This window comes from Pseudoalteromonas sp. SG41-2, assembly GCF_014164535.1.
GTDB lineage: Bacteria > Pseudomonadota > Gammaproteobacteria > Enterobacterales > Alteromonadaceae > Pseudoalteromonas > Pseudoalteromonas rhizosphaerae.
This window is the reverse complement of record NZ_JACJFK010000019.1, coordinates 68,717-91,848: the sequence shown is the minus strand read 5'-3', so window position 1 is coordinate 91,848 and position 23,132 is coordinate 68,717. Positions and strand designations below refer to the sequence as shown.

The 23,132-nt window shown below is 40.8% G+C and carries 21 protein-coding genes, 3 tRNA genes and 1 rRNA gene; 15 read left to right on the top strand and 10 right to left on the bottom strand.

The window, feature by feature from the left end; genetic code table 11:
- Positions 1-3 precede the first annotated feature (3 nt).
- A 5S ribosomal RNA gene (rrf, locus tag H5186_RS15625) occupies positions 4-118 on the top strand.
- A 607-nt stretch (positions 119-725) separates the two neighbouring features.
- On the opposite strand, the gene H5186_RS15620 is transcribed toward rrf, so the two are convergent.
- From H5186_RS15620 to uvrD, 4 genes are all read right to left on the bottom strand, one after another.
- The gene (locus H5186_RS15620; RefSeq protein WP_182794658.1) at positions 726-1,574 is read right to left on the bottom strand and encodes a chemotaxis protein; all 849 of its coding nucleotides are present in this window, start codon (positions 1,572-1,574) and stop codon (positions 726-728) included.
- Between the two features lie 66 nt (positions 1,575-1,640).
- A complete protein-coding gene (locus H5186_RS15615) occupies positions 1,641-2,645 on the bottom strand; it encodes an ABC transporter substrate-binding protein (RefSeq protein ID WP_259400349.1) in 1,005 nt (334 codons plus the stop codon).
- 73 nt (positions 2,646-2,718) lie between these two features.
- The gene (locus H5186_RS15610; protein WP_182740426.1) at positions 2,719-4,812 is read right to left on the bottom strand and encodes a GNAT family N-acetyltransferase; all 2,094 of its coding nucleotides are present in this window, start codon (positions 4,810-4,812) and stop codon (positions 2,719-2,721) included.
- A complete protein-coding gene (uvrD, locus tag H5186_RS15605; RefSeq protein ID WP_145242582.1) occupies positions 4,790-6,955 on the bottom strand; it encodes a DNA helicase II in 2,166 nt (721 codons plus the stop codon). The genes H5186_RS15610 and uvrD overlap by 23 nt, the downstream gene beginning before the upstream one ends.
- 327 nt (positions 6,956-7,282) lie before the next feature.
- Here uvrD and H5186_RS15600 point away from each other — a divergent pair, with 327 nt between their 5' ends.
- The 3 genes from H5186_RS15600 (at position 7,283) to H5186_RS15590 (ending at position 8,795) form a co-directional block, all read left to right on the top strand.
- Complete coding sequence (locus H5186_RS15600; RefSeq protein ID WP_145242571.1) at positions 7,283-7,507, top strand: hypothetical protein; 225 nt, start codon at positions 7,283-7,285, stop codon at positions 7,505-7,507.
- Between the two features lie 111 nt (positions 7,508-7,618).
- On the top strand, positions 7,619-7,987 hold the full coding sequence (locus tag H5186_RS15595; RefSeq protein ID WP_145242569.1) for a YacL family protein: 369 nt from the start codon (positions 7,619-7,621) through the stop codon (positions 7,985-7,987).
- Positions 7,988-8,171: 184 nt separating this feature from the next.
- Complete coding sequence (locus tag H5186_RS15590; protein ID WP_145242567.1) at positions 8,172-8,795, top strand: dUTP diphosphatase; 624 nt, start codon at positions 8,172-8,174, stop codon at positions 8,793-8,795.
- On the opposite strand, the gene yrfG is transcribed toward H5186_RS15590, so the two are convergent.
- Positions 8,792-9,442: a GMP/IMP nucleotidase gene (gene yrfG, locus H5186_RS15585; RefSeq protein WP_145242565.1), complete on the bottom strand. Its 651-nt coding sequence runs from the start codon at positions 9,440-9,442 to the stop codon at positions 8,792-8,794. The genes H5186_RS15590 and yrfG overlap by 4 nt on opposite strands.
- A 61-nt stretch (positions 9,443-9,503) precedes the next feature.
- Between yrfG and nudE the strand changes: the two genes are divergently transcribed.
- From nudE to H5186_RS15560, 5 genes are all read left to right on the top strand, one after another.
- Positions 9,504-10,076: an ADP compounds hydrolase NudE gene (gene nudE / locus H5186_RS15580; RefSeq protein ID WP_182794656.1), complete on the top strand. Its 573-nt coding sequence runs from the start codon at positions 9,504-9,506 to the stop codon at positions 10,074-10,076.
- A complete protein-coding gene (gene cysQ, locus H5186_RS15575; RefSeq protein WP_145242561.1) occupies positions 10,069-10,866 on the top strand; it encodes a 3'(2'),5'-bisphosphate nucleotidase CysQ in 798 nt (265 codons plus the stop codon). The genes nudE and cysQ overlap by 8 nt, the downstream gene beginning before the upstream one ends.
- A 142-nt stretch (positions 10,867-11,008) precedes the next feature.
- A tRNA-Met gene (locus tag H5186_RS15570) sits at positions 11,009-11,085 on the top strand.
- A gap of 158 nt (positions 11,086-11,243) precedes the next feature.
- Positions 11,244-11,320: transfer RNA gene (locus tag H5186_RS15565), tRNA-Met, on the top strand.
- Between the two features lie 66 nt (positions 11,321-11,386).
- Positions 11,387-11,463, top strand: a tRNA-Met gene (locus H5186_RS15560).
- A 368-nt stretch (positions 11,464-11,831) separates the two neighbouring features.
- On the opposite strand, the gene H5186_RS15555 is transcribed toward H5186_RS15560, so the two are convergent.
- Both H5186_RS15555 and nfuA read right to left on the bottom strand, forming a co-directional pair.
- Positions 11,832-12,104, bottom strand: a complete 273-nt coding sequence (locus tag H5186_RS15555; protein WP_145242551.1) for a hypothetical protein — start codon at positions 12,102-12,104, stop codon at positions 11,832-11,834.
- Between the two features lie 12 nt (positions 12,105-12,116).
- Positions 12,117-12,692, bottom strand: a complete 576-nt coding sequence (gene nfuA / locus H5186_RS15550) for a Fe-S biogenesis protein NfuA (RefSeq protein WP_182794655.1) — start codon at positions 12,690-12,692, stop codon at positions 12,117-12,119.
- Between the two features lie 145 nt (positions 12,693-12,837).
- On the opposite strand from nfuA, the gene H5186_RS15545 reads away from it, so the two are divergent.
- Positions 12,838-15,390 carry a M14 metallopeptidase family protein gene (locus H5186_RS15545; protein WP_182794654.1) on the top strand — a complete coding sequence of 851 codons (2,553 nt, stop codon included), beginning with the start codon at positions 12,838-12,840 and terminating at the stop codon, positions 15,388-15,390.
- Between the two features lie 16 nt (positions 15,391-15,406).
- Here the strand turns inward: H5186_RS15545 and H5186_RS15540 are convergent, their stop codons facing one another.
- Positions 15,407-16,108: a ComF family protein gene (locus tag H5186_RS15540; protein WP_182719106.1), complete on the bottom strand. Its 702-nt coding sequence runs from the start codon at positions 16,106-16,108 to the stop codon at positions 15,407-15,409.
- A gap of 58 nt (positions 16,109-16,166) precedes the next feature.
- Here H5186_RS15540 and bioH point away from each other — a divergent pair, with 58 nt between their 5' ends.
- The 5 genes from bioH to H5186_RS15515 all read left to right on the top strand — a co-directional run bounded on the left by bioH (position 16,167) and on the right by H5186_RS15515 (position 19,941).
- The gene (bioH, locus tag H5186_RS15535) at positions 16,167-16,904 is read left to right on the top strand and encodes a pimeloyl-ACP methyl ester esterase BioH (protein ID WP_182794653.1); all 738 of its coding nucleotides are present in this window, start codon (positions 16,167-16,169) and stop codon (positions 16,902-16,904) included.
- A 100-nt stretch (positions 16,905-17,004) separates the two neighbouring features.
- Positions 17,005-17,313 (top strand): hypothetical protein, encoded by a 309-nt coding sequence (locus H5186_RS15530; protein WP_182794652.1) that lies wholly within the window; start codon positions 17,005-17,007, stop codon positions 17,311-17,313.
- A 6-nt stretch (positions 17,314-17,319) separates the two neighbouring features.
- Complete coding sequence (locus H5186_RS15525; RefSeq protein ID WP_182740427.1) at positions 17,320-18,198, top strand: putative metalloprotease CJM1_0395 family protein; 879 nt, start codon at positions 17,320-17,322, stop codon at positions 18,196-18,198.
- A 160-nt stretch (positions 18,199-18,358) separates the two neighbouring features.
- Complete coding sequence (locus tag H5186_RS15520; protein ID WP_182719094.1) at positions 18,359-19,087, top strand: hypothetical protein; 729 nt, start codon at positions 18,359-18,361, stop codon at positions 19,085-19,087.
- 68 nt (positions 19,088-19,155) lie between these two features.
- A complete protein-coding gene (locus H5186_RS15515) occupies positions 19,156-19,941 on the top strand; it encodes an outer membrane beta-barrel protein (protein ID WP_182794651.1) in 786 nt (261 codons plus the stop codon).
- Between the two features lie 64 nt (positions 19,942-20,005).
- On the opposite strand, the gene H5186_RS15510 is transcribed toward H5186_RS15515, so the two are convergent.
- Together H5186_RS15510 and H5186_RS15505 are read right to left on the bottom strand one after the other, a co-directional pair.
- Entirely contained in the window at positions 20,006-22,339 is a 2,334-nt protein-coding gene (locus H5186_RS15510) for a Tex family protein (protein ID WP_182794650.1), read from the bottom strand.
- 163 nt (positions 22,340-22,502) lie between these two features.
- Positions 22,503-23,084: a CBS domain-containing protein gene (locus H5186_RS15505; RefSeq protein ID WP_145242533.1), complete on the bottom strand. Its 582-nt coding sequence runs from the start codon at positions 23,082-23,084 to the stop codon at positions 22,503-22,505.
- Between the last annotated feature and the right edge of the window lie 48 nt (positions 23,085-23,132).

The following is a 23,132-nucleotide window of genomic DNA, read 5'->3' as shown; positions in this document are numbered from 1 at the left end:
TTGCTTGGTAACAATAGCGTTTTGGACCCACCTGACCCCATGCCGAACTCAGTAGTGAAACGAAACAGCGCCGATGATAGTGTAGCATTTGCTATGTGAAAGTAGGACATTGCCAGGCTCCAAATAAGAGAAACCCGTTACAGCGATGTGACGGGTTTTTTGTTGTCTGGAATAAAATGAAAACACCAAGCCAAGACCCCATGGTGAACTCAGTAGTGGCCGCTCTTGCATATCCTGTGCTTCACGGCATTCGTATTCCTATACATCAAACAAACCAGCTCGAAGGCGAGCCCCGCACAAGGCCGCCCCAACACAAAGATAGTGTCGCATTTGCTATGTGGCTCTCTACCGCTGTGGGCACTACGACATCGCCAGGCTCCAAATTGAGAAAGCCCGACTAGAAATAGTCGGGCTTTTTTACGTCTGGAATAAAGAAGGTTCGAGGTGAAAGGTAATAGGTTAAAGGAAAAGAATAAGAGCCTAAAGCCTACTCTATACATTTGCTATGTGACTTTTTACCGCTGTGGGCACCACGACATCCTAAGGCGTAGCGCACCATGGCTCCAAATTGAGAAAGCCGCTTCAGAAATGAAGCGGCTTTTTTACGTCTGCAGGAAAGCTATTGGCTTCGAGCCGTCAGTGTTAACCTTTGACATGCGTGCGCCATTTTTAATCTTGAGAAACTAGCGCCCTTTAAAAGGAACTGCTATCTAGAAAATGCACTTCTAAAACAACCCATATTCTGCTGTTTCTTCAGCATGTTGATGCATTAAGTGATCAGGTCTAAAGATTGCACTTGGGTCTATGAGTACGCTATGTTTATGCTCAAGTTTTATTAATCCTCGCATCATATTTTTGGTCTGCGGGTCAATGTCAAAACCTACATCTGTTAGCTTATCTAAAGGCTTGATATCTTCTTTTTTATAACTGATATTATCCTCGACTTTATCAACAAGTAGTCCTATATGTGGGTTTCTACCATCTTTTGTGGTAAAAATGATGATTGGCTTATAATCTAAAATAATTTGTTCTTTGGCTGATTCGAACAGTCTAATTAATTGCATAAAATTGCTGTTTCGCTCAATATTTAGGTCAATAAGAGCTTGCTTTGGATTGCCTTTTTTTACTAGTTCAATTTGCTTATTAGCACGACTATACAAGCGTGCATGAGGGATCTTAAATCGTTCTATAATTGCTTTAAGATCTTCATTTTCGGTTTTAAAGCTGCTGTACCATTTTGCAAAGTTAGATTGCTGAATGTCAGTGTTGTGGTTAAAAGGTTGATTTTGGTTAATGCTATTTTCAAGTGCGAAAAACCATTCGTGTTGTTTTTGTTCCCACTCACTAAATAAATTCACTAATGATAAGTTGGTATCTTGAGTTGATTGTTTGTTGAGGATAATACCTAGATCAAATATTGGAGTGGGGGTTTCCATATAGTCTTTAACACCAATAAAACTTTTATTGTCGTTAGGTAATGAGGTTAAATTATCTTCAAAGCGTTCAGTTAAAAGTATGTCGAGAATTTTTAATGAAATTGTTTTCTGGCCTACTCTAAAATTAATTAAGTCCATAGTGTCCTCACCTCCTAAATATATAGCTTAATAATAGAACATTATTTAGAAAGCGCAGCTATTTTGTTAAAACACAGAGCGATAGACAGTATGCTTATTCTTATCAGTTTTATTGACGAATAACGCGTTTATTTGTTTATCTTCACTAAAAATAATATTTAGGCGCTGCATTAAACAATTATGTTGCAGTGGTTGCGGGCAGCGTTGTGCTGCGGCGCTAAACACCATTGCATTGAGATAGCCTTCAAAGTGCAGACGATTAGGTGTGTTAATTTGCGCTGCAGCCATATCTTTTAAGAATTCAGTGCACCAATAGGCGTCACATTTATTAGGGTTAGGGACTACTTCGGTCGCCATAAGTTTACTGGAGTATTTTAGGCGAGCAAATAAGTCATTGCTTGAGGCAAAAGATATGCTGGTGTAGTCAGGCATAAACTGTTGTTCATGGGCACTATTTATAAATTCAGATAATGGTTTGTATGTGCCTACTAAGCAAATGGCTGTAGCACCACTGGCTTTTAGTATTTCTAAGGCGCTCATTATCTCATTACTGTTTCGTTGATAGCGCGCGACTTTAACTGGCTTTAGATTGTGTTTGGCGAGCGATTCTCGCAATCCAGATTCTACTACAAGACCAAATTCATCTGCTTGAATTAAAAATCCAATACGTGTGTGATTGTTTTCTTCGACTAGGTATTTTATTTGCTCGTCAGCTTCATCATCGTAGCTAGCTCTTATGTTGAATACATTAATTGTTGGCTGATAATGCAAAAATTTAGCGCCGCTGTAAGGCATTAAATATGGAATTTGCAGTTGTTCAAGGATTGGTAAAACAGCAAAGCTTGTTGGAGTTCCCATTGCACCGAATAGCGCATCTACTTTGTCTCGATAAATAAAGTGACGAGTATTACTTACTGCGCGTTTTGGTTCATAGCCATCGTCGGCGACTATTAATTCTACGTGTGCTCCATTGATACCTCCGTTTTTATTTAGCTTGTTAAAATAGATATTACTACCTAGGTAAAGTTGTTCACCAATTTGTTTGGCAGGTCCTGTTAACGCGGTAGACATGCCTAATTTTATCGCTGGCTTGTTCTCGGCATAGGCGAAATTGCTATGTGAAAATAAAAAGAAGAAAAGAACGCTAAGGTAATTTTTTAAGTAAGTATTGTTCATACCAATTAGTAACAGCCTGTTTGAATAGTTTATCGAGTGATTTTTTACCACGGATCTGTAAAACTATTTGTGCCTTTTGTGATGACCAGTTTTGTAATATTAGTCTAATAAAAAGACATTTGGTATTTTCATCGCAATTAGATAAGCTGCTTGGTGTGCACCAAAGTGTCCGCCATAATAAAGGTTTGATGGTAAAAATTTGGTAATCTGTTGTTAGTAATGCAGCTAGACGTGTATCTTGGATGTTATCAGCGTTATGTTGAGCACAGTCACGCAGTACTTGTTCGACTAATTGTTGATCTAACTGATTGAAATGATCAAGTAGTTGCAATGCAAAGTCTGATTGAAAATCAGTTTTCAGATTTTTAATTAGCGAGCTGCGATCAGTTAAACTTTTAGCCACAAGAGCTGCATGTTCTGCAGTCGCTTTATCTTGCATAAAGCCTAGTTTAACTAAACTAAACCCCGCCATTTGCCAAAACTTGAGTAGGCTCGCATTAGCGCCAAAGCTGGCTCCAAACCAGTCACAGCTCGATGCTAGTTGCCGTTCACAATGAGCAATAAGTTGTGAGCCAATACATTTACTATGCTGTGATGGAGCTACAGCAATGCGCACAACACGAGCACACAACCTTGTTAGTACGTCAGCATTAGCACTTAACTGTGCTAATGTTTGCGCCATCAAATGCCCCTGTGGGCGACGTTGACCACTAACAACCTGTTGACTCAAGTCTGCGGTTAAACCGCCTTCAATCGCAATTAGGCATACTGCAATAATAACGCCTTGTTGCTGACATACAAAGATGCGTTGCTCTGTCGCGTCGAGTAAGTGGCGCAAGTCATTCACGCTAGTTTGATAATGCGCTAATGCTAATAGCCCAATGACTTGACGCAGTAGTGCTTCATTTTCAGCAAGGTGTTGGGGAGTCAGTTCAGAATAGAGCAGAGCGCTGGGGTCTAGTGTAATATCTTGATAATCGGCATCAAGTGCTAACAAATTACAAATATGCTGTTCTAGCGGATCATTCGCTGCGAAGCGAATTGGTTGCTCTAGAGTAACACTATGCATATTTTTATAATGTTGCTCTAGGTAACGTTTGAATTTTAAAGTATACCCGCGGCCATTCCCTTCATAACCTACCATAGTGCTGGCAAATATAATGCGGGGATAATGCGTGAGCATTTTAATTAATAATGGTACTGGGATCGCAGCAGCTTCATCAACCAGCAATACATCACAGTCAGGTAGTTCATTTAGTAATTGATCGGGTGCGATATAATGCAAGTTGGCGAGTTGTTTATCCCGAGTTTGATAGCTTAATCCTCGTGCTGCGGCAAAGTGTTTAAAACAGCTGTGTAGGGCGTTAAACTGCTGTGCACAAATGAGTATTTTTTTATCGTTAAGTGTTGCAGCAGCAAGCCCTAAAGCCGCCGATTTTCCACGGCCACGATCGGCGCTGATCAATAAAGGGCGATTGGCTCTACCGTTGGCAGTTCTAATGATTTGCTCGATGCAAAATTGCTGTTCAGTTAGGTTTATTTTACCTGCTAGCTGGCTTGTTTCTGGTAACGTTTGCCAGCCTGATTGTTGGCTGAGGTGCAGATACAAATTACTCTGGAGTAAGCGTGCCAAGCGTTGGTTAAAATAACTCTGCTGTTGTTGTTGAGCAAATGATTGAAAGGCGGTCAGTGCTGGGTCACACCAATAGTGTAAATCATCAAGTTCTGGCAACAATACAATAAATAAACCGCCAGCCTGAACAGTGCCACTAAGAGCGGCAAATTTGTCTGGCACTAAGCCACTAAAACCGTCATAAATAACATGCTGAAATTCTTGGCCAAGAATTTGATGAGTATGTTCAGGCCAGCTACTGTCAGTGAGTTCGCCACTAGTTGATAATACCTTAACAAGCGGATGGCAAAGTTGCTTGAGTAACTCATTAGCCTGTTGATAACACCAGTTTTGTTCGCCAGTAATGAGTAGCAATTGCCTATGTTTAGCATAGGCAATTTGCGGTAGGATATTACTTATTAACGAGTTAAATGGCTTGTAGTCGTGCATAAACAGTTACTAACCACTTACTACCAAAGTCATCAAAATTCACTTGTACGCGAGATTGAGCGCCACTGCCTTCGTAATTAATAACCGTTCCCATACCAAATTTTGCATGTAATACGTGTTGTCCTAAGCTAAAGCCACTTTCTTCAAATACGGCATGACTAACTGATGAGCTAAATCGTCCTGCTGCGGGTGGTCGCGATACTTGAGTTTTAATACGAATTTCTTCAATACAATCTTCAGGCATTTCACGTAAAAAGCGTGATGGACTGTGGTACTTTTCTTGACCATAAAGACGGCGGCTCTCGGCATGGCTAATATAGAGTTTTTCCATCGCACGAGTCATCCCGACATAACAAAGACGACGCTCTTCTTCTAACCGACCTGATTCTTCATTACTTTGTTGAGATGGGAACATGCCTTCTTCAACACCAACCATAAATACGAGTGGAAACTCTAAGCCTTTCGCTGAGTGCAACGTCATCATTTGCACTGCATCTTCATGTTCTTCAGCTTGGCCATCACCTGATTCCAGTGAGGTATAAGCCAAGAATCCTTGCAGTGGTGAGCTAAACTCTTCATCTTCCGGGAGTTCGTATTGGCCACAGGCGCTGATCAGCTCTTCTAAGTTTTCTACCCGGGCGCGGCCCTTTTCGCCTTTTTCTGCTTGATACATCGCCATTAAACCAGATGTTTGAATAGCGTATTTCGCTTGCTCTTCTAAAGTGAGATCACCAATTTTATCTTCAATATGTTCTACCAGTTCAACAAACTTAGTAACAACCGTCGCCGCACGTCCTGATAAATGTTGTTGTTCTACGATGGCTTTGGCGGCGTACCATAATGGTAATGATTCGCTACGCGCACAATCGCGAATATGGCTTAAGGTCTTATCGCCAATGCCACGAGCAGGAGTGTTAATCACTCGCTCAAATGCAGCATCATCCTGACGATTACCTACGAGCCGTAAATATGCCAGTGCATCTTTAATTTCCTGACGTTCAAAGAAGCGCATACCGCCGTAAATTCGGTACTTCAAGCCTTCTTGTAACATCGCTTCTTCAAGTACCCGCGATTGCGCGTTACTACGATATAAAATCGCCGCATCTTGTAGGGCATTACCAGCGTTTAACCAGCTGCGTAATTTGCTGCTTACAAAGCGCGCTTCGTCTAATTCGTTAAAAGCGGCATAAACAGAAATAGGTTCACCATCATTGCCATCAGTCCAGAGGCTTTTACCCATTCGGTCTGAGTTATTTTGAATAAGTGCATTAGACGCTTTTAGAATCGTGGCAGTAGAGCGATAGTTTTGTTCAAGGCGAATAGTTTCGGCTTTAAAATCGGTCAAAAAGCGCTTAATGTTTTCAATTTTAGCACCACGCCAACCGTAAATACTTTGGTCATCATCACCTACGATCATGATGCTGTTGGTATCGCCGGCTAATAATTTAAGCCATGCATATTGAATGGTGTTGGTATCTTGAAACTCGTCTACTAGCATATGGGCAAAACGTTGCTGGTAGTGACGTAGTAAGGTTGGATTATTTTTTAGTACTTCAAAACTACGTAATAAGATTTCGGCAAAATCAACTAATCCTGCTCGATCACATGCTTCTTGATAAGCGGTGTAAACTTTAAGCATCATTTGTTCGTTGATGTCGTAAGCTTGGATATCTTTGGGGCGCAGACCTTCATCTTTCTTGGCGCTGATATACCAGCCAAACTGTTTTGCAGGCCATTTTTTGTCATCAATATTCATGGCTTTTAATAAGCGTTTGATCATTCTAAGTTGATCATCAGAGTCTAAAATTTGAAACGCTTCTGGTAAGTTTGCTTCGCGATGGTGGGCGCGCAAAATACGGTGTGATAAGCCATGGAAAGTACCAATCCACATACCACCTACTGGTGCTTGAAGGGCTTGTTCAACGCGCGTGCGCATTTCTTTAGCTGCTTTATTGGTAAAGGTTACTGCAAAAATACTATAAGCGGAGGCTTGCTCAACCTGCATTAACCATGCGATACGATGAACGAGTACTCGAGTTTTCCCAGAGCCTGCGCCAGCAAGCACCAGCATATTTTGGAGTGGGGCTGCAACTGCATCCCGTTGTTTATCATTTAAACCGTCGAGTAATTCTGAAACGTCCATCATCACGCCTTTTCAATCAATATTAAAAGCAGTATAACAGGTGTTTTTGTTAGGCTAAATAAAATACTGTTTTTATAACCAGTTAATTTAATACATAGTCTAAAGGCTTTAAAAACTTAATGATTCATTTATAGTCATTTTTTAGCTAAGCTAGATCAATGGTGTGAAGTGATATCGCCAATTTGACTTATATTTAGTAAAAATCACGATTTTAGCTAGTTCTTCGTATTACCGTTGATTTTAACATATTGATTTTTAATAACTAAATAATTGGCATGAAGAATGTAAGTAGATAAGAATAAAATTAAATTAATAATTGAGGTTAACATGGCAGAGCAAGGTTCAGGCGGTAATGTTATCGCAGCGATTTGTAATATATTTTTCCCAGGTTTAGGGCAGTTAGTTCAAGGCCGGATCATGGCGGCAATTGGTTTCTTCCTAGCGTGGGTTATTAGTGGCGCGCTTATTTATGTTGCGATTGGTTTTATATTACTGCCGATCGTCTATATTTGGGCAATCATTGATGCCGCGCGGTTTAGATCTTATCGGTAGCTGTATCACTTCAAAGAATAGCGCTTTTTAGCGCTATTTTTGTCACTGGCTTTATTTATTCAGCACTGACTAGGGTATAATCCCGATCATTAGTTGTATTTAGGTAAAGTTATGGAATACCAATTTATACGCGATCCAATAAGTGGCTTGCGGATTAAAATTAGCAGTGAACATGCGGTTATTGGCCGTTGGCTTAATGAAGAAATCGGTAAAGATAAAATCGCCATGGTACAAGCTTTAATAGCCTCAGTATCAAGTAGTTTTGAGCCGTTAACGCTACAGGGCCAAGAAATTGATTTGATCTTAAATAAAGATGAAGCCATTTTTGAAGCCCATGCCTTGCACCAAGACTCTGAAGATTTATTTGCTTATCAAGATGATGAGCTTATGCTTGAAGAAAATGGTTTAAGTAGCGGCTGTGGTTTTGAAGATTTTGTTGATCTGATTAATTCATGGCAAGAATTTACTACAGGTAGGTAGCCGTCAGTTTTCAGTTAGCAAAATATCCTCGGGTGCCGCGTAATGAAATGCCCTTAGCTATATTGGCAATATTTGTGTTAGCGACCTCTGCGTATTAACCACAATCAGCACGTAGAATCGATTTCATCGAAGAGTATTTATCTGTATTATTAACTACAATTAAAAAATAGTAACCGGAAGAGATATGTCTGCCAATTTAAATAAACTAGTGGTGATGCTAGAAATGCAAAATGCCATGAACACCAAAGTTCATGATCAATGGTTTAGCCAAGGCTTTGAATGGTATCGCGCTATTTGGGTTGAATGCGCTGAAATGCTTGATCATTACGGTTGGAAATGGTGGAAAAAGCAAACTCCAGATACCGAGCAAGTTATTTTAGAATTGGTTGATATTTTTCACTTCGGTTTATCGTTACGCATTGATGGTGAGACCAGTTATTTAGATCTTGCTAAGCAGTTGGAACAACAGTTAAGTGCACCGCAACAAGCTGATGATTTCAAACAAACGTTAGAAATTCTCGCCGCGTCAGCCGTCGCTGAGAAAACCTTTAACGCCGCAGCCTTCGCTGGATGTATGGCGCTAATAGGTATGGATATTGATGATTTATATCGAGGCTATGTAGGTAAAAATACGCTTAATTTTTTCCGCCAAGATCATGGTTATAAAGATGGTAGCTACATTAAAGAATGGCATGGCAAAGAAGATAACGAGCATTTAGTTGAGGTCGTTAAAAGCCTGAATACGGAACATGCTGATTTTGCAAAGCTTGTATATCAAGGCTTAGAGGCTCGCTACCCTAAAAATTAAGGCAGCATGTCACGAAAATCAGTGACGCTCAAATAGTCACTGATTTCATTGTGCGGTTGTTTACTATCTGGGTTTGCAACCGCCAATAAATGGCCAATACCATATTCTTTTGCGGCGTTTAGTACCGCTAAACTGTCGTCAACGAACAGCGTACGCTGCTTATCAAAACCTAAATCGAGTTGTACTTGCTGCCATAAGCTTTGCTGCTCTTTACTCACACCATATTGATGAGTCGACACCACACCATCTAAATAGTTATCAATATTGGTTTTTTCAAACTTGAGCATGACACTTTCCGGGTGTGCGTTGGTAAGTAAAATCAACTCTTTACCCGCTTTTCGCAACGATGTTAAAAATGCAGGTACATCCTCACGCATTTTAATGAGGTGCTGATGCTGATATTTTAGCTCCATAATAGGTAAATTAAGTTGTTGTTCCCAGTAATCTAAGCAATACCATTGGATTTGACCGCTAACGGCTTGATAGCGTTTTAATATATCCGCTTGGGCTTGTGCCAAACTAATATTCTTTGCGATAGCGAGTTGCTCAGGGATCACTGTCAGCCAAAAGTGATTATCAAAATGGAGATCGAGCAAAGTGCCATCCATATCTAGCAGCACAGTATCGATTTTTGACCAATTTAACATAGGAATTTCATCTTATAGGGTTTATTATTGAACTAACTGCCATGATAGCAAATTAATGCCAATGACACAGAAAAAGCACCCAACACCACCACAAATTCTTCGCACCGAAGTTGTTGCTAAAAGCCGATTATTTACGGTGGAATCACTTGAATTAAAATTTTCAAATGACGAACAGCGTCAATACGAACGGATCCGCGGCGGTGGCCGAGGGGCTGTAATGATAGTGCCGTTAACAGCTGATAATGAATTACTGTTAGTACGAGAATATTGTGCTGGCACTAATGATTATCAACTAGGCTTCCCAAAAGGCTTAATTGATCCTGGTGAAACACCAGAACAAGCAGCAAACCGAGAATTAAAAGAAGAAGTTGGCTTTGGTGCTGAGCAACTTCAGCCACTTAAAGTGGTTTCAATGGCACCCAGTTACTTTAATGCGACTATGCACATATTGTTTGCGCAACAACTTTATCCGCAAACTTTAGTTGGGGACGAGCCAGAACCATTAGTGGTTGTTAAGTGGCCATTAACCGATTGGCAGTCATTATTACAACAATCAGACTTCACCGAAGCACGAAGCGTTGCAGCTTTGCTATTATTAACTAGGCATTTAGAATCAGGAGCTGCGAATGATTGAATTACTTGAGCCATGTATTGAGCTTGCGCAAAGCGCTGGTGCTGCGATTATGGCTATTTACAAGAAAGATGATATTGGCCAGCAAGAAAAGTCAGATCACACACCTGTCACTAAAGCCGATTTAGCCGCTAACGATGTGTTAGTTGCTGGATTAAAAGCACTAGCGCCAGATATTCCTATTATGTCAGAAGAAACACCAATCCCTGCTTTAGCAGATAGGCAAGATTGGCAGCGCTATTGGTTACTCGATCCAATGGACGGTACCGGTGAGTTTATTTTAGAAAGCGGCGACTTTGCGGTAAATATCGCTTTGATTGAAAACAATCGCCCAGTGCTTGGGGTGATTTATTGGCCAGCGAAAGAGACAACTTATTTTGCCAGTTATCAAAATGGTGCATTTAAGCGTGTTGATGGCGTAGAGCAGCAGATCAATGTTGCCACTCCAGATAACTTAACTTTGGCTGTTAGTCGTCGTCAAAAAATTGAAGCTGTTAGTCAATACTTGAACGCGCAGTTTACAACAGTTGCTGTAGGTTCATGCTCTTTAAAAGCATGTATTGTTGCTGAGGGTAAAGCTGACTGTTTTTTACGGATAGGGCCAACAGGTGAGTGGGATACGGGAGCATCGCAAATAATTGTTGAAGAAGCAGGTGGCTGTATTACTGATGCTGAATTTAATCCATTAACCTACAATCAGCGTGAGAGTACAGAGAACCCTGACTTTATAGTGATGGGTCACCCTGATTGGGAGTGGCAAAAAATGATCAGTCCACACCAAAGAGCGCTTTAATTACTCTGTTTGTTTGCTTTTTGTTCGGTTGAACAGCTTTAAGCAGTTTAACTGTTGCATTATAATATGATTCCTATACTATAGCGCTCTCTTCGAAACAGGCTCGCAAATAACGCGAAACCGTTGAAAAAGAAATTACAGGCGCGGGATGGAGCAGCCTGGTAGCTCGTCGGGCTCATAACCCGAAGGTCGTCGGTTCAAATCCGGCTCCCGCAACCAATTTTCTTAAATGATTTGGTGCATTGGAAGTTTTAAAAGGTCGTCGGTTCACTCTTCACCTTTCACAGCTCCCGCAACCAATTCTTTTAAAGAAGCGGTTACTGTAAACTCTTGGTGAGAGTTAAAAATCACTAGTCGATAGACTTAAAATATACAGGCGCGGGATGGAGCAGCCTGGTAGCTCGTCGGGCTCATAACCCGAAGGTCGTCGGTTCAAATCCGGCTCCCGCAACCAATTCTTTAGTGAGTTGGCTGACTTCTTTAATTAAGTAAGAAGTAAAATAACACTTAATATTTCAGGCGCGGGATGGAGCAGCCTGGTAGCTCGTCGGGCTCATAACCCGAAGGTCGTCGGTTCAAATCCGGCTCCCGCAACCAACTGAAATTACAATTTAAAATATTAAACAGACACGCCTAAAGCGTGTTTTTTTATGCCTGAAACTCAGTGAAATAAATAGCTCGTCGGTCTCAGCTCTACATTAGCCAGCAAAGGCCATCTATTTAAATCCGGCTCCCGCAACCACTGAAATCAAGTAATAATGAATCGACACTCTTAAAATGAGTGTTTTTTTATGTCTAAAATTCAGTGAGTGCGAAAATTGGGCTACTCATAACCCGAAGGTCGTCGGTTCGTTCTTCATAAACTCAGGCTCCCGCAACAACTGAAATAAAGTACGACAAATTAAATAGGTATTGTTGATGAGTGCTTTTTCATGGCAGTATTTTGATAGAACCTAGAGCTTTGGCTATTTCCAAAGATCAGGATCTTCTTCTGGACGGGAATCTTTTCTGTCTAATACCTGCGAAAAGCGATTAGCAAAGATACCTAAGTAGCCCCAAGCGGCGAAGAATAGTGCGATGGCTAAAATTACTAAGCCGATGATTTGTAAGCTGTAGTGGCTATAATAGCCGAGGGTGATTAATATCACGGCTAGCACAAACAGTGCTAAGCCGCGTAAAAAGCGCTTTAAACTGAGCTTAGGCTCTGAACCTAAGCGATATATCAGCGGCTTTAGCATGACTGCCTACTATTAATAGTAAGAATGATCGCCAGCTTTGTGATCAGTAATATCAGCAACACCGGTGATTTCATCGAACTTAGCAATCATTTCTTTTTCAATGCCTTCTTTTAGTGTGACATCGATCATAGAACAACCATTACAGCCACCGCCAAATTGAAGAACAGCAATACCTTCAGCAGTTACTTCTACAAGACTTACTTGGCCACCATGGTTAGCAAGCTGAGGGTTAACTTCAGTTTCAAGCATGTGTTGAATACGTTCGTTAAGGCTTGCATCATCACCGATTTTACGGGCTTTTGCATTGGGGGCTTTAAGTGTTAACTGGGTGCCCATTTTATCGGTAACGAAATCGATTTCAGCTTCTTCTAAAAATGGCGCGCTTTCTGTGTCAACTACAGCATCAAAGCCGTTAAAAGGAAGACGAATATCGGTGGCTTCTACTGCATCTTCAGGGCAGTAAGATACACCACATTCCGCTTGTGATGTGCCAGGGTTAACAACAAATACGCGAATATTTGTTTTTTCAGCTTGGTCAGCTAATAATTTTGCAAAATGCGATTGTGCGGTTTCGGAAATAGAAATCATAAAACAACTATACTTGACTAAATTACTCGGATACTGGTTATCATACTCCGCTCATCGCGTTGTCGCCAGTGTTGAGCGTAAAAATTTGGCATCTATTTTAAGCAATGGTAGCGTGCAAACATTGATCATTTACTGAGTGTTTTCTATGCGTTTGATAATAACAATCTTTACACTATTGCTAAGCTTTTCTTGTTTAGCACAACCGCTTTCATATTATTTCAATGATGATGTGAAATTTGATCCAACTATTCCCACTCCAGAGCAGGTTTTAGGCTATGAAGTCGGGCAGTGGCACGTACGTCATGATCAACTCGTTCGTTATATGGAAATATTGGCACAAAAAAGTGACCGTATTAATTTTGAAGTCATTGGTCGTACCCATGAGCAGCGCCCGCTCGTTATGCTAACTATCACCGCAGCTGATAAGTTGGCGAATGTGGAGCAAACACGTAAGGCGCACTTGGCTCGTTTAGCCGATCCAGAAAAAGCCAAAGAAACCGATCAGCCAGCGGTCGTTTGGATGGGTTATAGCGTTCATGGCAATGAATCTTCTGGTAGTAATTCAGCCTTGCTAGTGGCTTATTATTTAGCTGCGGCGCAAGGTAAAGAAATTGATACGCTATTAAATAACACGGTTATTTTACTCGATCCTTCATTAAACCCCGATGGTTTAGCACGCTTTGCGAATTGGGCGAATAGTAATCGCGGTATGAACTTATCGTCTGATCCACAAACTCGGGAGCATATTGAAAGCTGGCCAAGTAGCCGTACTAACCATTACTGGTTTGATTTAAATCGTGATTGGTTGCTGCTACAACACCCTGAATCACGTGCTCGTATTGCTAAGTTTCATTACTGGAAACCCAATATTCTTACTGATTTCCATGAAATGGGTCCCAATAGCACGTTTTTCTTTCAGCCAGGTATTCCATCACGTAAGCATCCGATCACCCCTGATGAAAATGTCAGTCTCACGAAGGCAATAGGTAACTATCATGCCAAAACATTGGATGAACACAACGCGTTATATTTTACCGAAGAAAGCTTTGATGATTTTTACTATGGCAAAGGTTCAACTTATCCAGATGTAAATGGTGGTGTGGGTATTTTATTTGAGCAAGCAAGTTCTCGTGGTCATCTGCAAGAAACCATAAATGGACCGCTGAGTTTTGCATTTACGATTAAAAACCAGCTGCTTACGAGCCTATCTACATTTCAGGCTGCGATAGATAATCGCCAAGCATTACTCGATTACCAAGCTAGTTTTTACAATAATGCTATAGAGCTTGCTAATGATGAAGATTATAAAGGTTATGTAGTACAAGGCGGTGCAGATACAACACGTAGCGCACTTTTTTTAGATTTACTGAAACAGCATCAGATCAAAGCTTATCCACTTAATAAAGCAGTAAAAGCGGATGGTAAGAATTTTTCTGCGAAAAGTTATTTTGTGCCATTAGCCCAGCCGCAATATCGCTTAGTTAAAGCCATTTTTAGTGAGCAAAAGCGTTTTGTTGATAACACTTTTTATGATGTATCCGGTTGGACGTTAGCCCACGCTTTTAACTTGGAGTTTGCAGCAATCAAAAGTGGCTGGGGCTTAGACGTTAGTAAAAATGCATGGCAACAGCCTGAAAAACCACAATTTGCTGAGTTAGATGCACAGTATGCGTTTGGCTTTAAATGGGATAACTATTTAGCTCCGAAAATGCTTAATAAATTATTACAGCAAGGTGTGCAAGCTCGTGTGGCGCTCAGCTCGTTATCAGCTAAATCGCTTGCAAGTACACAGGAATTTGCTGCGGGTAGTATTATTATTCCTGCTGGGATTCAAAAAAATCCGCAATGGGTGTCGTTATTAAATAGTGCACAAAATGAGTTTGGTATTGCGATTACGCCTATTACTTCTGGCTTAACGGCAAAGGGTGTCGATTTAGGCTCGCGGACGTTAGCGGTAGTTAAAGCGCCGAAAGTATTACTCGTTGGTGGCCAAGGGACTAGTCAATATGAAGTAGGTGAAGTGTGGTATTACTTAGATCGCTTTGTTGGTGTGGCACCTACCATTGTGGAAATGGAACGTTTTGGTGATCTTGAACTTAGTGATTACAGTCACATTGTTTTGGCTCATGGAAATTACAATAAGCTTTCAGATGCTGACAAAATAGCAATTAAAACTTGGGTACGTAAAGGTGGAGTTATTTGGGGCCACAAAGGTGGGGCTAAGTTTTTAGTCGATCAACAACTATTAAAAACCAGTTATTTATCACGCCGAGATGTTGCCAGCGCCTTCAAAACGGATGGCTTAAACTATGGTGATAAAGATCATCTAGCTGGGCGTCAACGTATTGCTGGAGCGATATTTAATACTAAAGCCGATTTAACGCACCCACTTACTTTTTCATTACAGCGTGACACCTTACCAGTATTTAAAAATAGTACTTGGTTACTTGAAATGTCAGCTGCACCATTTGTAAATGTGTTGCAGTATACGCAAAAGCCATTACTAGCTGGCTTTACCGATGATGTGAATGTTGAGCAAGTAGCGGGAGCGGCTGGTTTAGTGGCACATTCGTATGGTCGTGGCAGTGTGATTGGTATGACAGATGATCCGGTATTTAGGGGCTATTGGTACGGCACCAGTCGTTTATTGAGCAATGCATTGTTTTTTGGTCACACATTTAGAGCGAATGCCGATTAATTAATTAGCTTAAGTATTAATGACCTAATGGTGTTAAGCAGGTTACAAATGCCCAAACTTGCTTAGCACCAGCCTTTTTAAGGGCGACGGTAGCAGCATTAAGAGTTGCTCCTGTGGTCATCACATCATCAATGATAGCAATTGTTTTTCCGCTCATATCGGTATTACATATAAATGCGCCATGTAAGTTTTTTACTCGTTTAGCTTTGCTAAGTGATGACTGTGCTTGGGTTTTCTTTGTACGCTGTAAACTCTGAGAATCAATATTTTCATTTACTAAACATGGCAACCAGCATTGTGATACTTGGTTAAAGCCTCGCTTTAAAAAACGCTGCTGATGTAGAGGTAAAATAATAAATAAATCTGGCCATATTTCGCTATTTTTTTTACTAACAGTCAGTTGCTGGCTAATAATTAACGACAATGCGTTTTTATAATGAATTTGGTTACTAAATTTAAGTTGCGTGAGCCAACCATCGAAAGGGGGACGATACCACGCGCAAGCGAACAGGTAATCGAATTGGCAATCAGGAAATAACTCAACCACATCTGGGCGATACAGTAAATTAGCATGTGTGGTTATATCTAATAGCGGCAAATCAGCTAAACAATGTTCGCATAAACTATGTTTGGTACGGATAATACTTTGGCATTGCACACAAAAAGAAGGAAAAAACCAATCGCCCAGCTGTTGAAAACATTGATGAAAAGCAGTCATTGCATTCATTCCCTCAAACGCTATTATGAGCGCTAAGTTTGGAGCAAGGTTATAAAAAATGCAAAATGAGCTGGTGTTATTACATGGTTGGGGGATGAATCAAGGCGTATGGCAGTTGATCTTGCCGGAGCTTCAATTTATGCATAACGATACAGTACGCAGTGTTGATTTACCCGGTTACGGTAATAATCAAGCATCGCCAAAGCCGTATACTTTGCATGCCGCTGCATTACAATTAAGCAATCAATTACAGCCAAACACTACCTTAATGGGCTGGTCTTTAGGTGGTTTATTTGCTCTTTATATTGCAAAGCACTGGCCTGAAAAAGTCGCGAAAGTGATATTAGTTGCTGCAACTCCATTGTTTGCTGAAGGCGATGATTGGCCAGGAATTAAAGCAAATGTATTAGCTGCATTTAAAGAGCAGTTAGTCACTCATCGTGAGAAAACCATCGATCGCTTTTTGGCAATACAGGCGATGGGCAGTGAAAATGCCCGAGATGATATTAAACAACTTAAACAGTTACTCAATGAATTTCCGGCTCCACAAGAGTGCGCATTAACTGCTGGTTTGGATATTTTACAGCAAGATGATTTACGCGATGCTTTTGCCTGTTGTCCAGTGCCGATCCTTGCTGTATTTGGTCGTTTAGATGCATTGGTACCGTATCGCGCAGTAACCAAAATGAAAGTTTTAAAACACGATTTTGAGTATGAAGTGATCGATAAGGCGTCACACGCACCTTTTATATCCCATAAAAAAGAGTTTTTATCTGCCGTCAAATCAATGCTTTGAAAAGTAACTTTACGGTGGTTTGAAAAACTCTGCAGTAAAGCTTTATTTTGACTGTTTTATGAGCGATAATTAACCAATATATCATTGGTGGAGGTGTTATATGCCAATCGGATCTGTGTTTAATAACGGTGTTGAAGGTTTTAATCGTGCCAGTCAGGGTATAGAGAAAGCCAGCGCAGAAATAAATCGCGGCAGCATTGAGCAACAAGACGACGCCCAGCTTGCCCAACAGCGCCAGCTGCAAGCTGCTCGTCCGGAAGAAGCGGTAACCGCTCCTGTGTCACAACCACCACGTATTGATGAAGCCTTGGTCAATTTAAAGGTCGAAGAGTTTAATGCCAAAGCCAATACGCAATCAATTCAAACCGCAGACGAAGTGCTGGGGACTTTGATTGATATTCGTGTTTAATTTGCCATGAACATTGTCACGCCATTTCCAAATATTAATATAAACACCGCAAATGTTTATACGGAAACCGCTCGGCGTGACAACCAACTTCGGGAAGTTATCCCGCCACCTGCAGCTACAAAACCGACTAATGCTGAAAACAAAGCGCTTGGTGATAATGAAAAAACTAAACAACCCGGTACAACTGATACCGGCACTTATGATGCCAAGGGTAAACTTGCCGACGAAAAAGTAATTCAAGAGCGTCAGCAGGGAGATGCAGAGCAAAACCCAGAGCAAAATGAACAGCAACAACAAGATACAGAGAAAGAAGCAAAGCAAAAAGAGCAAGTAGCTCAGCAAGAGCAACAAGACGCTGAGCAAATTAAAGAGTTAAAAGCGCGTGATATTGAAGTACGTATTCATGAGCAAGCTCACTCATCAGTTGGTGGTCAACACGCAGGTTCGCCAAGTTATGAGTACCAACGCGGACCTGATGGTACCAATTACGCTGTTGGTGGCGAAGTACAAATTGACGTTGCTGAAATAGCAGGTGACCCGCGAGCTACAATAGAGAAAATGCAAACGGTACGTGCTGCAGCTTTAGCGCCGGCAGAGCCTTCTGGTGCTGATCGTTCGATTGCTGCTGATGCCACTCAAAAGCTCGCTGCAGCGCAAGCAGAGCTTAGTAATATAGACAGTGATGATGAAAGCAGTACGCAATCAGTATCGTTCAAAGTAGATAACGAATTAACAAAGGATGAGAAAGTTGCAGCTACTGCTGAATCAGAAACCGCAACGGCTAAGCGCGATATTGAAGTTGAGCAGCGTGCAGGTCGCATTGCGCAGTTTTATCAAGCCGCCACCTCGCCTTATGGACAGTCTGGCTTTTCTGCAACCATATAGTTGCTCTCTCGTAATATGTGTTTCCTCAATTTAAATCCAAATAAATCATTTTTTAAGTGTGGTTATTCACATTTATTTACCTAAAGATGTATGCACTTAATTGTGAAACATTACTGTAACTGCTATTTTCCCTACGATTTTTAGTATGGAAGACAATTAAATGAAATATGCAGTAATCGCAGGTGCTTTATCACTTTTTTCAATAACAGCGGTGGCGAATGAAACGGCTGGCTTAAGTTATGACTATGTCGAAGTTGGCTATGCAAAAATGGACGTAGATGGCTTGGATGAACTTAGCTTTGATGGCTATGCAGTTAAGCTTAGCAAGCAAGTAAGTAGTAATTGGTATCTAACCGGTTTATATGCAAGCACATCAGATGATCTGTCAAATAGTGTCTCTGAGGATTATCGTGATATCTTTCAAAACGGTGAGTATGTCGGAACGTCACAGTTATACACTGAAGGAAAGCTAGACGCTGAATTTACTAGATTAGAGCTCAGTGCGGGTTATATTCAACGTTTATCTGCAGTTACCAATTTAGATTACAGTATCAATCTAGGTAGACTGAAGTACAGCACTGACTTCATAAACCTCGTCGAAGAAAGGTTTAATGGCCAAGTATTCTCATCGTCAGAATCAGGTTACTCGGACTCAGATAGTGCTGATATCCTCTCTGCTAATGTGCAAGTTAGGCATTTAGTCACGGATAAATTTGAAGTCAACGCGGGACTTGGCTACGAGCGTTTACATGATGAAGAAAGTGACAATAACGTTGTTTTAAAAGCGGGTTTTAATTATACCTTGACTGAAAAAGCAATTTTAGGTGCTTCATACCGTTACGTTGATGAGTACGCAGACATTGCAGTGACGTTACGCTTTTACTTTTAATCTTGAAATAAAAAATTAAAATCGCCGCAAATAGATTTTGTGGCGACTTTAGTATGGAAGACAATTAAATGAAATATGCAGTATTAGCAGGGGCTTTATCACTTTTCTCAATCACCGCCGCAGCAAACCAAGCATCACTTTTAAGCTACGATTATGTTGAAGTTGGCTATACAAAAACTGACATTAAAAGCAATGATAAAACGGACCCTGACAGCCCAATGTATTCTGGCTACGATGGGTACGTTATTAATCTTAGCAAACAAATTTTTGAAAGTTGGTTCGTGACAGGCTCGTATTCTCAAAGTCGTGTTGACTATTCTAGCACTACTACATTTACATCATTTGCTCCTCTACCAGATGGCACTTATACATCTAATATGACAGATTCTTACTATGAAACAACGGATATGAGTTTAACTCGTTATAATGTTGGCTTTGGATACATTCAACATTTTTCAAGAGAAACTTCTGTTGACTATGCCCTGAAGTATGGGAAAAGTAAGGTTAAGACTGAGGAAACATTTGTACATAGACTTGAATCTGATGGTAATGTTTTTGATGTTTCAAAAACATACTATGAAGGTTCAGAAACAGCTGACTCCTTTGAAGTAACTGCACAAATTCGACATTTATTGAGCGAACAATTTGAAGTAAATGCAGGCGTTGGTTATGAACGTTTACATGGCGTAGGTGCTGGTTATGTACGTTTACATGATGCTGAAAGTGAAAATAACCTCCTGTTAAAAGCGGGTATAAATTACGCAGTCACTGAAAAAATAACGTTTACTGCTTCCTACAGTTACACCGATGAATACGCTGACATCGCAGCAGCAGCATTTCGTTATTATTTTTAAATCGGATTTAAATAGCAGAATTGCAAACGCCACAAACTGAGTTTGTGGCGTTTTTGCTTAAGCGTTATTTTTTCACTTTTGCATTTGCGAAGGCGTCTGCAAATGCATTACCCATCATTGTATTACCGGTATCGCGTGTTGGTTTTGCAGCGCGAGGTTGCTGAGCATTGTTACGATTATTGGCTTGCGGCTTTTGACTGACTGATGGAGCAGGTTTATTGCTGGTATCAATGTCATCGTCTAAACGCATGGTAAAACTAATACGTTTACGGGCAGCGTCAACTTCCACTACTTTTACTTTTACAATATCACCTGCTTTAACTACTTCACGCGGATCAGAGATAAACTTATTAGTGATCGCTGAAATATGTACTAAACCATCTTGGTGCACACCCACATCAACAAAAGCACCAAAGTTAGCTACGTTTGAAACCACGCCTTCTAAAATCATCCCTGGCTTTAAGTCACTGATTTTTTCAACACCTGCTTTAAACTCTGCTGTTTTAAAATCAGGACGAGGGTCGCGTCCAGGTTTATCAAGTTCACTGATGATGTCGGTAACCGTTGGTAAGCCAAATTTATCATCAATGTAGTCATTGGCAACTAACTTATTCAGCAGCTCTGAGTTACCAATTAGGTTATTTACATCGAGACTATTTTGTTCACAAATGCGTTTAACGATAGGGTAAGCTTCCGGGTGAACTGATGATTTATCAAGTGGGTCGCTGCCATTACTAATTTTTAAGAAACCGGCGGCTTGTTCAAATGCTTTTGGCCCTAAACGCTCTACTTTCTTTAGCTCTGAGCGTTTAGTGAATGAACCGTTAGCATCGCGATAATTAACAATATTTTGCGCTAAGGTTTTATTTAACCCTGAAACACGCGCAAGCAATGGCACTGAGGCCATATTTAAATCTACACCTACCGAGTTCACACAATCTTCAACAACAGAAGTCAGAGTTTGCCCTAGTTGGCTTTGTGATACATCGTGCTGATATTGACCTACACCAATTGACTTAGGCTCCACTTTCACAAGTTCAGCCAGTGGATCTTGTAAGCGACGCGCAATTGAAACCGCACCACGTAACGACACATCTAAATCAGGAAACTCATTAGCAGCAAATTCTGATGCTGAATACACCGATGCGCCAGCTTCACTGACCATAATTTTATTGAGTTTTAGCTCGCTATTTGCTTTGATTAATTCAGCAACCAGTTTGTCTGATTCGCGTGAAGCGGTGCCGTTACCAATAGCGATTAGTTCGACTTTATGTTGGCGGCATAACTGCTCTAGCGTTCGTACTGACTTATCCCAATGATTTTGTGGTGCATGTGGGAAGATAGTTTGTGTGGCTAATAACTTACCAGTGCTATCAACAACGGCAATTTTACAGCCAGTGCGCAGACCAGGATCTAGGCCCAATGTTATGCGAGGCCCAGCAGGGGCAGCCATAAGTAAGTCTTTTAAGTTTTTAGCGAACACATCGATAGCGCCTGTTTCGGCTTTTTCACGCATGGCTGCTAAAAATTCGTTTTCTAAATGTAAGCCTAGCTTAATTTTCCAGGCCCACTGCACGACAGTGAGTAACCAAGGGCTGGCTACTTGGTTGTTAATATCAAGGCGGTAATGATCGGCAATCATCACGGCACACATATGGGCCGGGTTTTCTGAACTTGGCTCAGGGTTGATTGTTAACTGTAGAATACCCTCGTTGCGCGCGCGCAACATAGCTAAAGCGCGGTGCGAAGGCACTTTTTTAAGCGCTTCTTGATGCTCAAAATAATCGCGGTATTTAGCGCCAGCTTGTTCTTGGCCTTTGATTAAGCTTGCTTCGATTTGACCGTGCTGACTGATGTGACTACGAAATTTGGCGAGCAGCTTGGCATCTTCAGCAAAGCGTTCCATTAAAATAAATTTAGCGCCATCCAGAACTGCTTTTTCATCAGCAAAGCCGGCTTCTGCATTTAGGTAGCCAGCGGCTTGTTGCTCAGGATCTAAAGAAGCATCATTAAATAAAGCATTCGCTAACGGCTCAAGACCAGCTTCAATAGCAATTTGCCCCTTAGTGCGGCGCTTAGCTTTGTAAGGTAAATATAAATCTTCAAGTTCAGTCTTGCTGTCCGCATTATTAATATCGGCAGCTAAGCTGGTGGTGAGTTTATCTTGCGCTTTAATCGTCGAAAGAATGAAGGCTCTACGTTCTTCCAGCTCTCTTAAATACGATAAACGCTGCTCTAACAATCGTAATTGGGTATCGTCTAAACCACCCGTTACTTCTTTACGATAGCGGGCAATAAAAGGCACTGTTGAACCTTCATCGAGTAATTTTGTAGCAGCTATAACTTGTTGCTCTTGAGCATTCAGCTCAGTGGCTAAACGTGCAGAGATATTGCTCATGCAAAAACCTTATTAAACAATTTGAAGACCAGAACGATAGTTTTGGCGTAATTAATTGCTTGAATAATATCACAGCAGGGCTTAATAAAAAGGCCTTAAAGTATGCTATTTATATACTTTAAGGCCTTTTAAAGAGGTGGTTCAATTAAACATGTATCAGTGCTTAATGAGGGTGTTCAATATGTTGCATTACTTCACTAAAACTGTGCGCGATAGGGGTGATATGTAACGGAATTTGTAATGTTTTAGCAATTTCTCGAGCTGAAATTAAACCACAAATTTCATTATGTGCGGTAGTAACCAGTAAAAACATAATACCGTTTTGTTCCATTGTTTGTAGTGCATCACCAATACAAGCATAGCTTAAGCTTTGCATACTTACGCCAGTTAAGTGGCTAAGTGGTGTCATTACATGAAGTAAGTTAACTTCGTTGCGAGGTACATTTAAGCGCTGTGCTAAAATCATAATTTTTGAGCTTTGTAGATCCGCACTAGATGCTATACCAAGTAATTTTTCTTTGTCATCTACTACTAAAATAAAGTCTGTATGTTGGCTAGTGATCTGTTTTAATGCATCAACAATGCTGGTTTCAAAATGAGCACGTAGCGGGTCTTTTTGAGTAAAATTATTGACCATTTTCAAAGCCGGAGACGTTAAATCAATTAACGGCTGAGTGTCACGGTAAGTGTGAGATAAAACGCCTTTAGAAATGTCTTGAGTACGAAGTTCTTTAAAGTTAGCCATAGTAATCACCAATTATGTTATTAAATTTAATCAAGTTTTTAAGCGATA

Excerpts from the sequence above, each read along its gene's own strand:
- H5186_RS15515 (WP_182794651.1), top strand. The coding sequence starts at position 19,156 with ATGAAATATGCAGTATTAGCAGGGGCTTTATCACTTTTCTCAATCACC.
- H5186_RS15520 (WP_182719094.1), top strand. The coding sequence starts at position 18,359 with ATGAAATATGCAGTAATCGCAGGTGCTTTATCACTTTTTTCAATAACA.
- H5186_RS15610 (WP_182740426.1), bottom strand. The coding sequence starts at position 4,812 with ATGCACGACTACAAGCCATTTAACTCGTTAATAAGTAATATCCTACCG.
- H5186_RS15525 (WP_182740427.1), top strand. The coding sequence starts at position 17,320 with ATGAACATTGTCACGCCATTTCCAAATATTAATATAAACACCGCAAAT.
- H5186_RS15510 (WP_182794650.1), bottom strand. The coding sequence starts at position 22,339 with ATGAGCAATATCTCTGCACGTTTAGCCACTGAGCTGAATGCTCAAGAG.
- uvrD (WP_145242582.1), bottom strand. The coding sequence starts at position 6,955 with ATGGACGTTTCAGAATTACTCGACGGTTTAAATGATAAACAACGGGAT.
- cysQ (WP_145242561.1), top strand. The coding sequence starts at position 10,069 with ATGATTGAATTACTTGAGCCATGTATTGAGCTTGCGCAAAGCGCTGGT.
- H5186_RS15595 (WP_145242569.1), top strand. The coding sequence starts at position 7,619 with ATGGAATACCAATTTATACGCGATCCAATAAGTGGCTTGCGGATTAAA.
- H5186_RS15620 (WP_182794658.1), bottom strand. The coding sequence starts at position 1,574 with ATGGACTTAATTAATTTTAGAGTAGGCCAGAAAACAATTTCATTAAAA.
- H5186_RS15615 (WP_259400349.1), bottom strand. The coding sequence starts at position 2,645 with ATGTCTACCGCGTTAACAGGACCTGCCAAACAAATTGGTGAACAACTT.
- H5186_RS15540 (WP_182719106.1), bottom strand. The coding sequence starts at position 16,108 with ATGACTGCTTTTCATCAATGTTTTCAACAGCTGGGCGATTGGTTTTTT.
- H5186_RS15545 (WP_182794654.1), top strand. The coding sequence starts at position 12,838 with ATGCGTTTGATAATAACAATCTTTACACTATTGCTAAGCTTTTCTTGT.
- H5186_RS15590 (WP_145242567.1), top strand. The coding sequence starts at position 8,172 with ATGTCTGCCAATTTAAATAAACTAGTGGTGATGCTAGAAATGCAAAAT.
- H5186_RS15600 (WP_145242571.1), top strand. The coding sequence starts at position 7,283 with ATGGCAGAGCAAGGTTCAGGCGGTAATGTTATCGCAGCGATTTGTAAT.
- nudE (WP_182794656.1), top strand. The coding sequence starts at position 9,504 with ATGACACAGAAAAAGCACCCAACACCACCACAAATTCTTCGCACCGAA.
- bioH (WP_182794653.1), top strand. The coding sequence starts at position 16,167 with ATGCAAAATGAGCTGGTGTTATTACATGGTTGGGGGATGAATCAAGGC.
- yrfG (WP_145242565.1), bottom strand. The coding sequence starts at position 9,442 with ATGTTAAATTGGTCAAAAATCGATACTGTGCTGCTAGATATGGATGGC.
- H5186_RS15555 (WP_145242551.1), bottom strand. The coding sequence starts at position 12,104 with ATGCTAAAGCCGCTGATATATCGCTTAGGTTCAGAGCCTAAGCTCAGT.
- H5186_RS15530 (WP_182794652.1), top strand. The coding sequence starts at position 17,005 with ATGCCAATCGGATCTGTGTTTAATAACGGTGTTGAAGGTTTTAATCGT.
- H5186_RS15505 (WP_145242533.1), bottom strand. The coding sequence starts at position 23,084 with ATGGCTAACTTTAAAGAACTTCGTACTCAAGACATTTCTAAAGGCGTT.
- nfuA (WP_182794655.1), bottom strand. The coding sequence starts at position 12,692 with ATGATTTCTATTTCCGAAACCGCACAATCGCATTTTGCAAAATTATTA.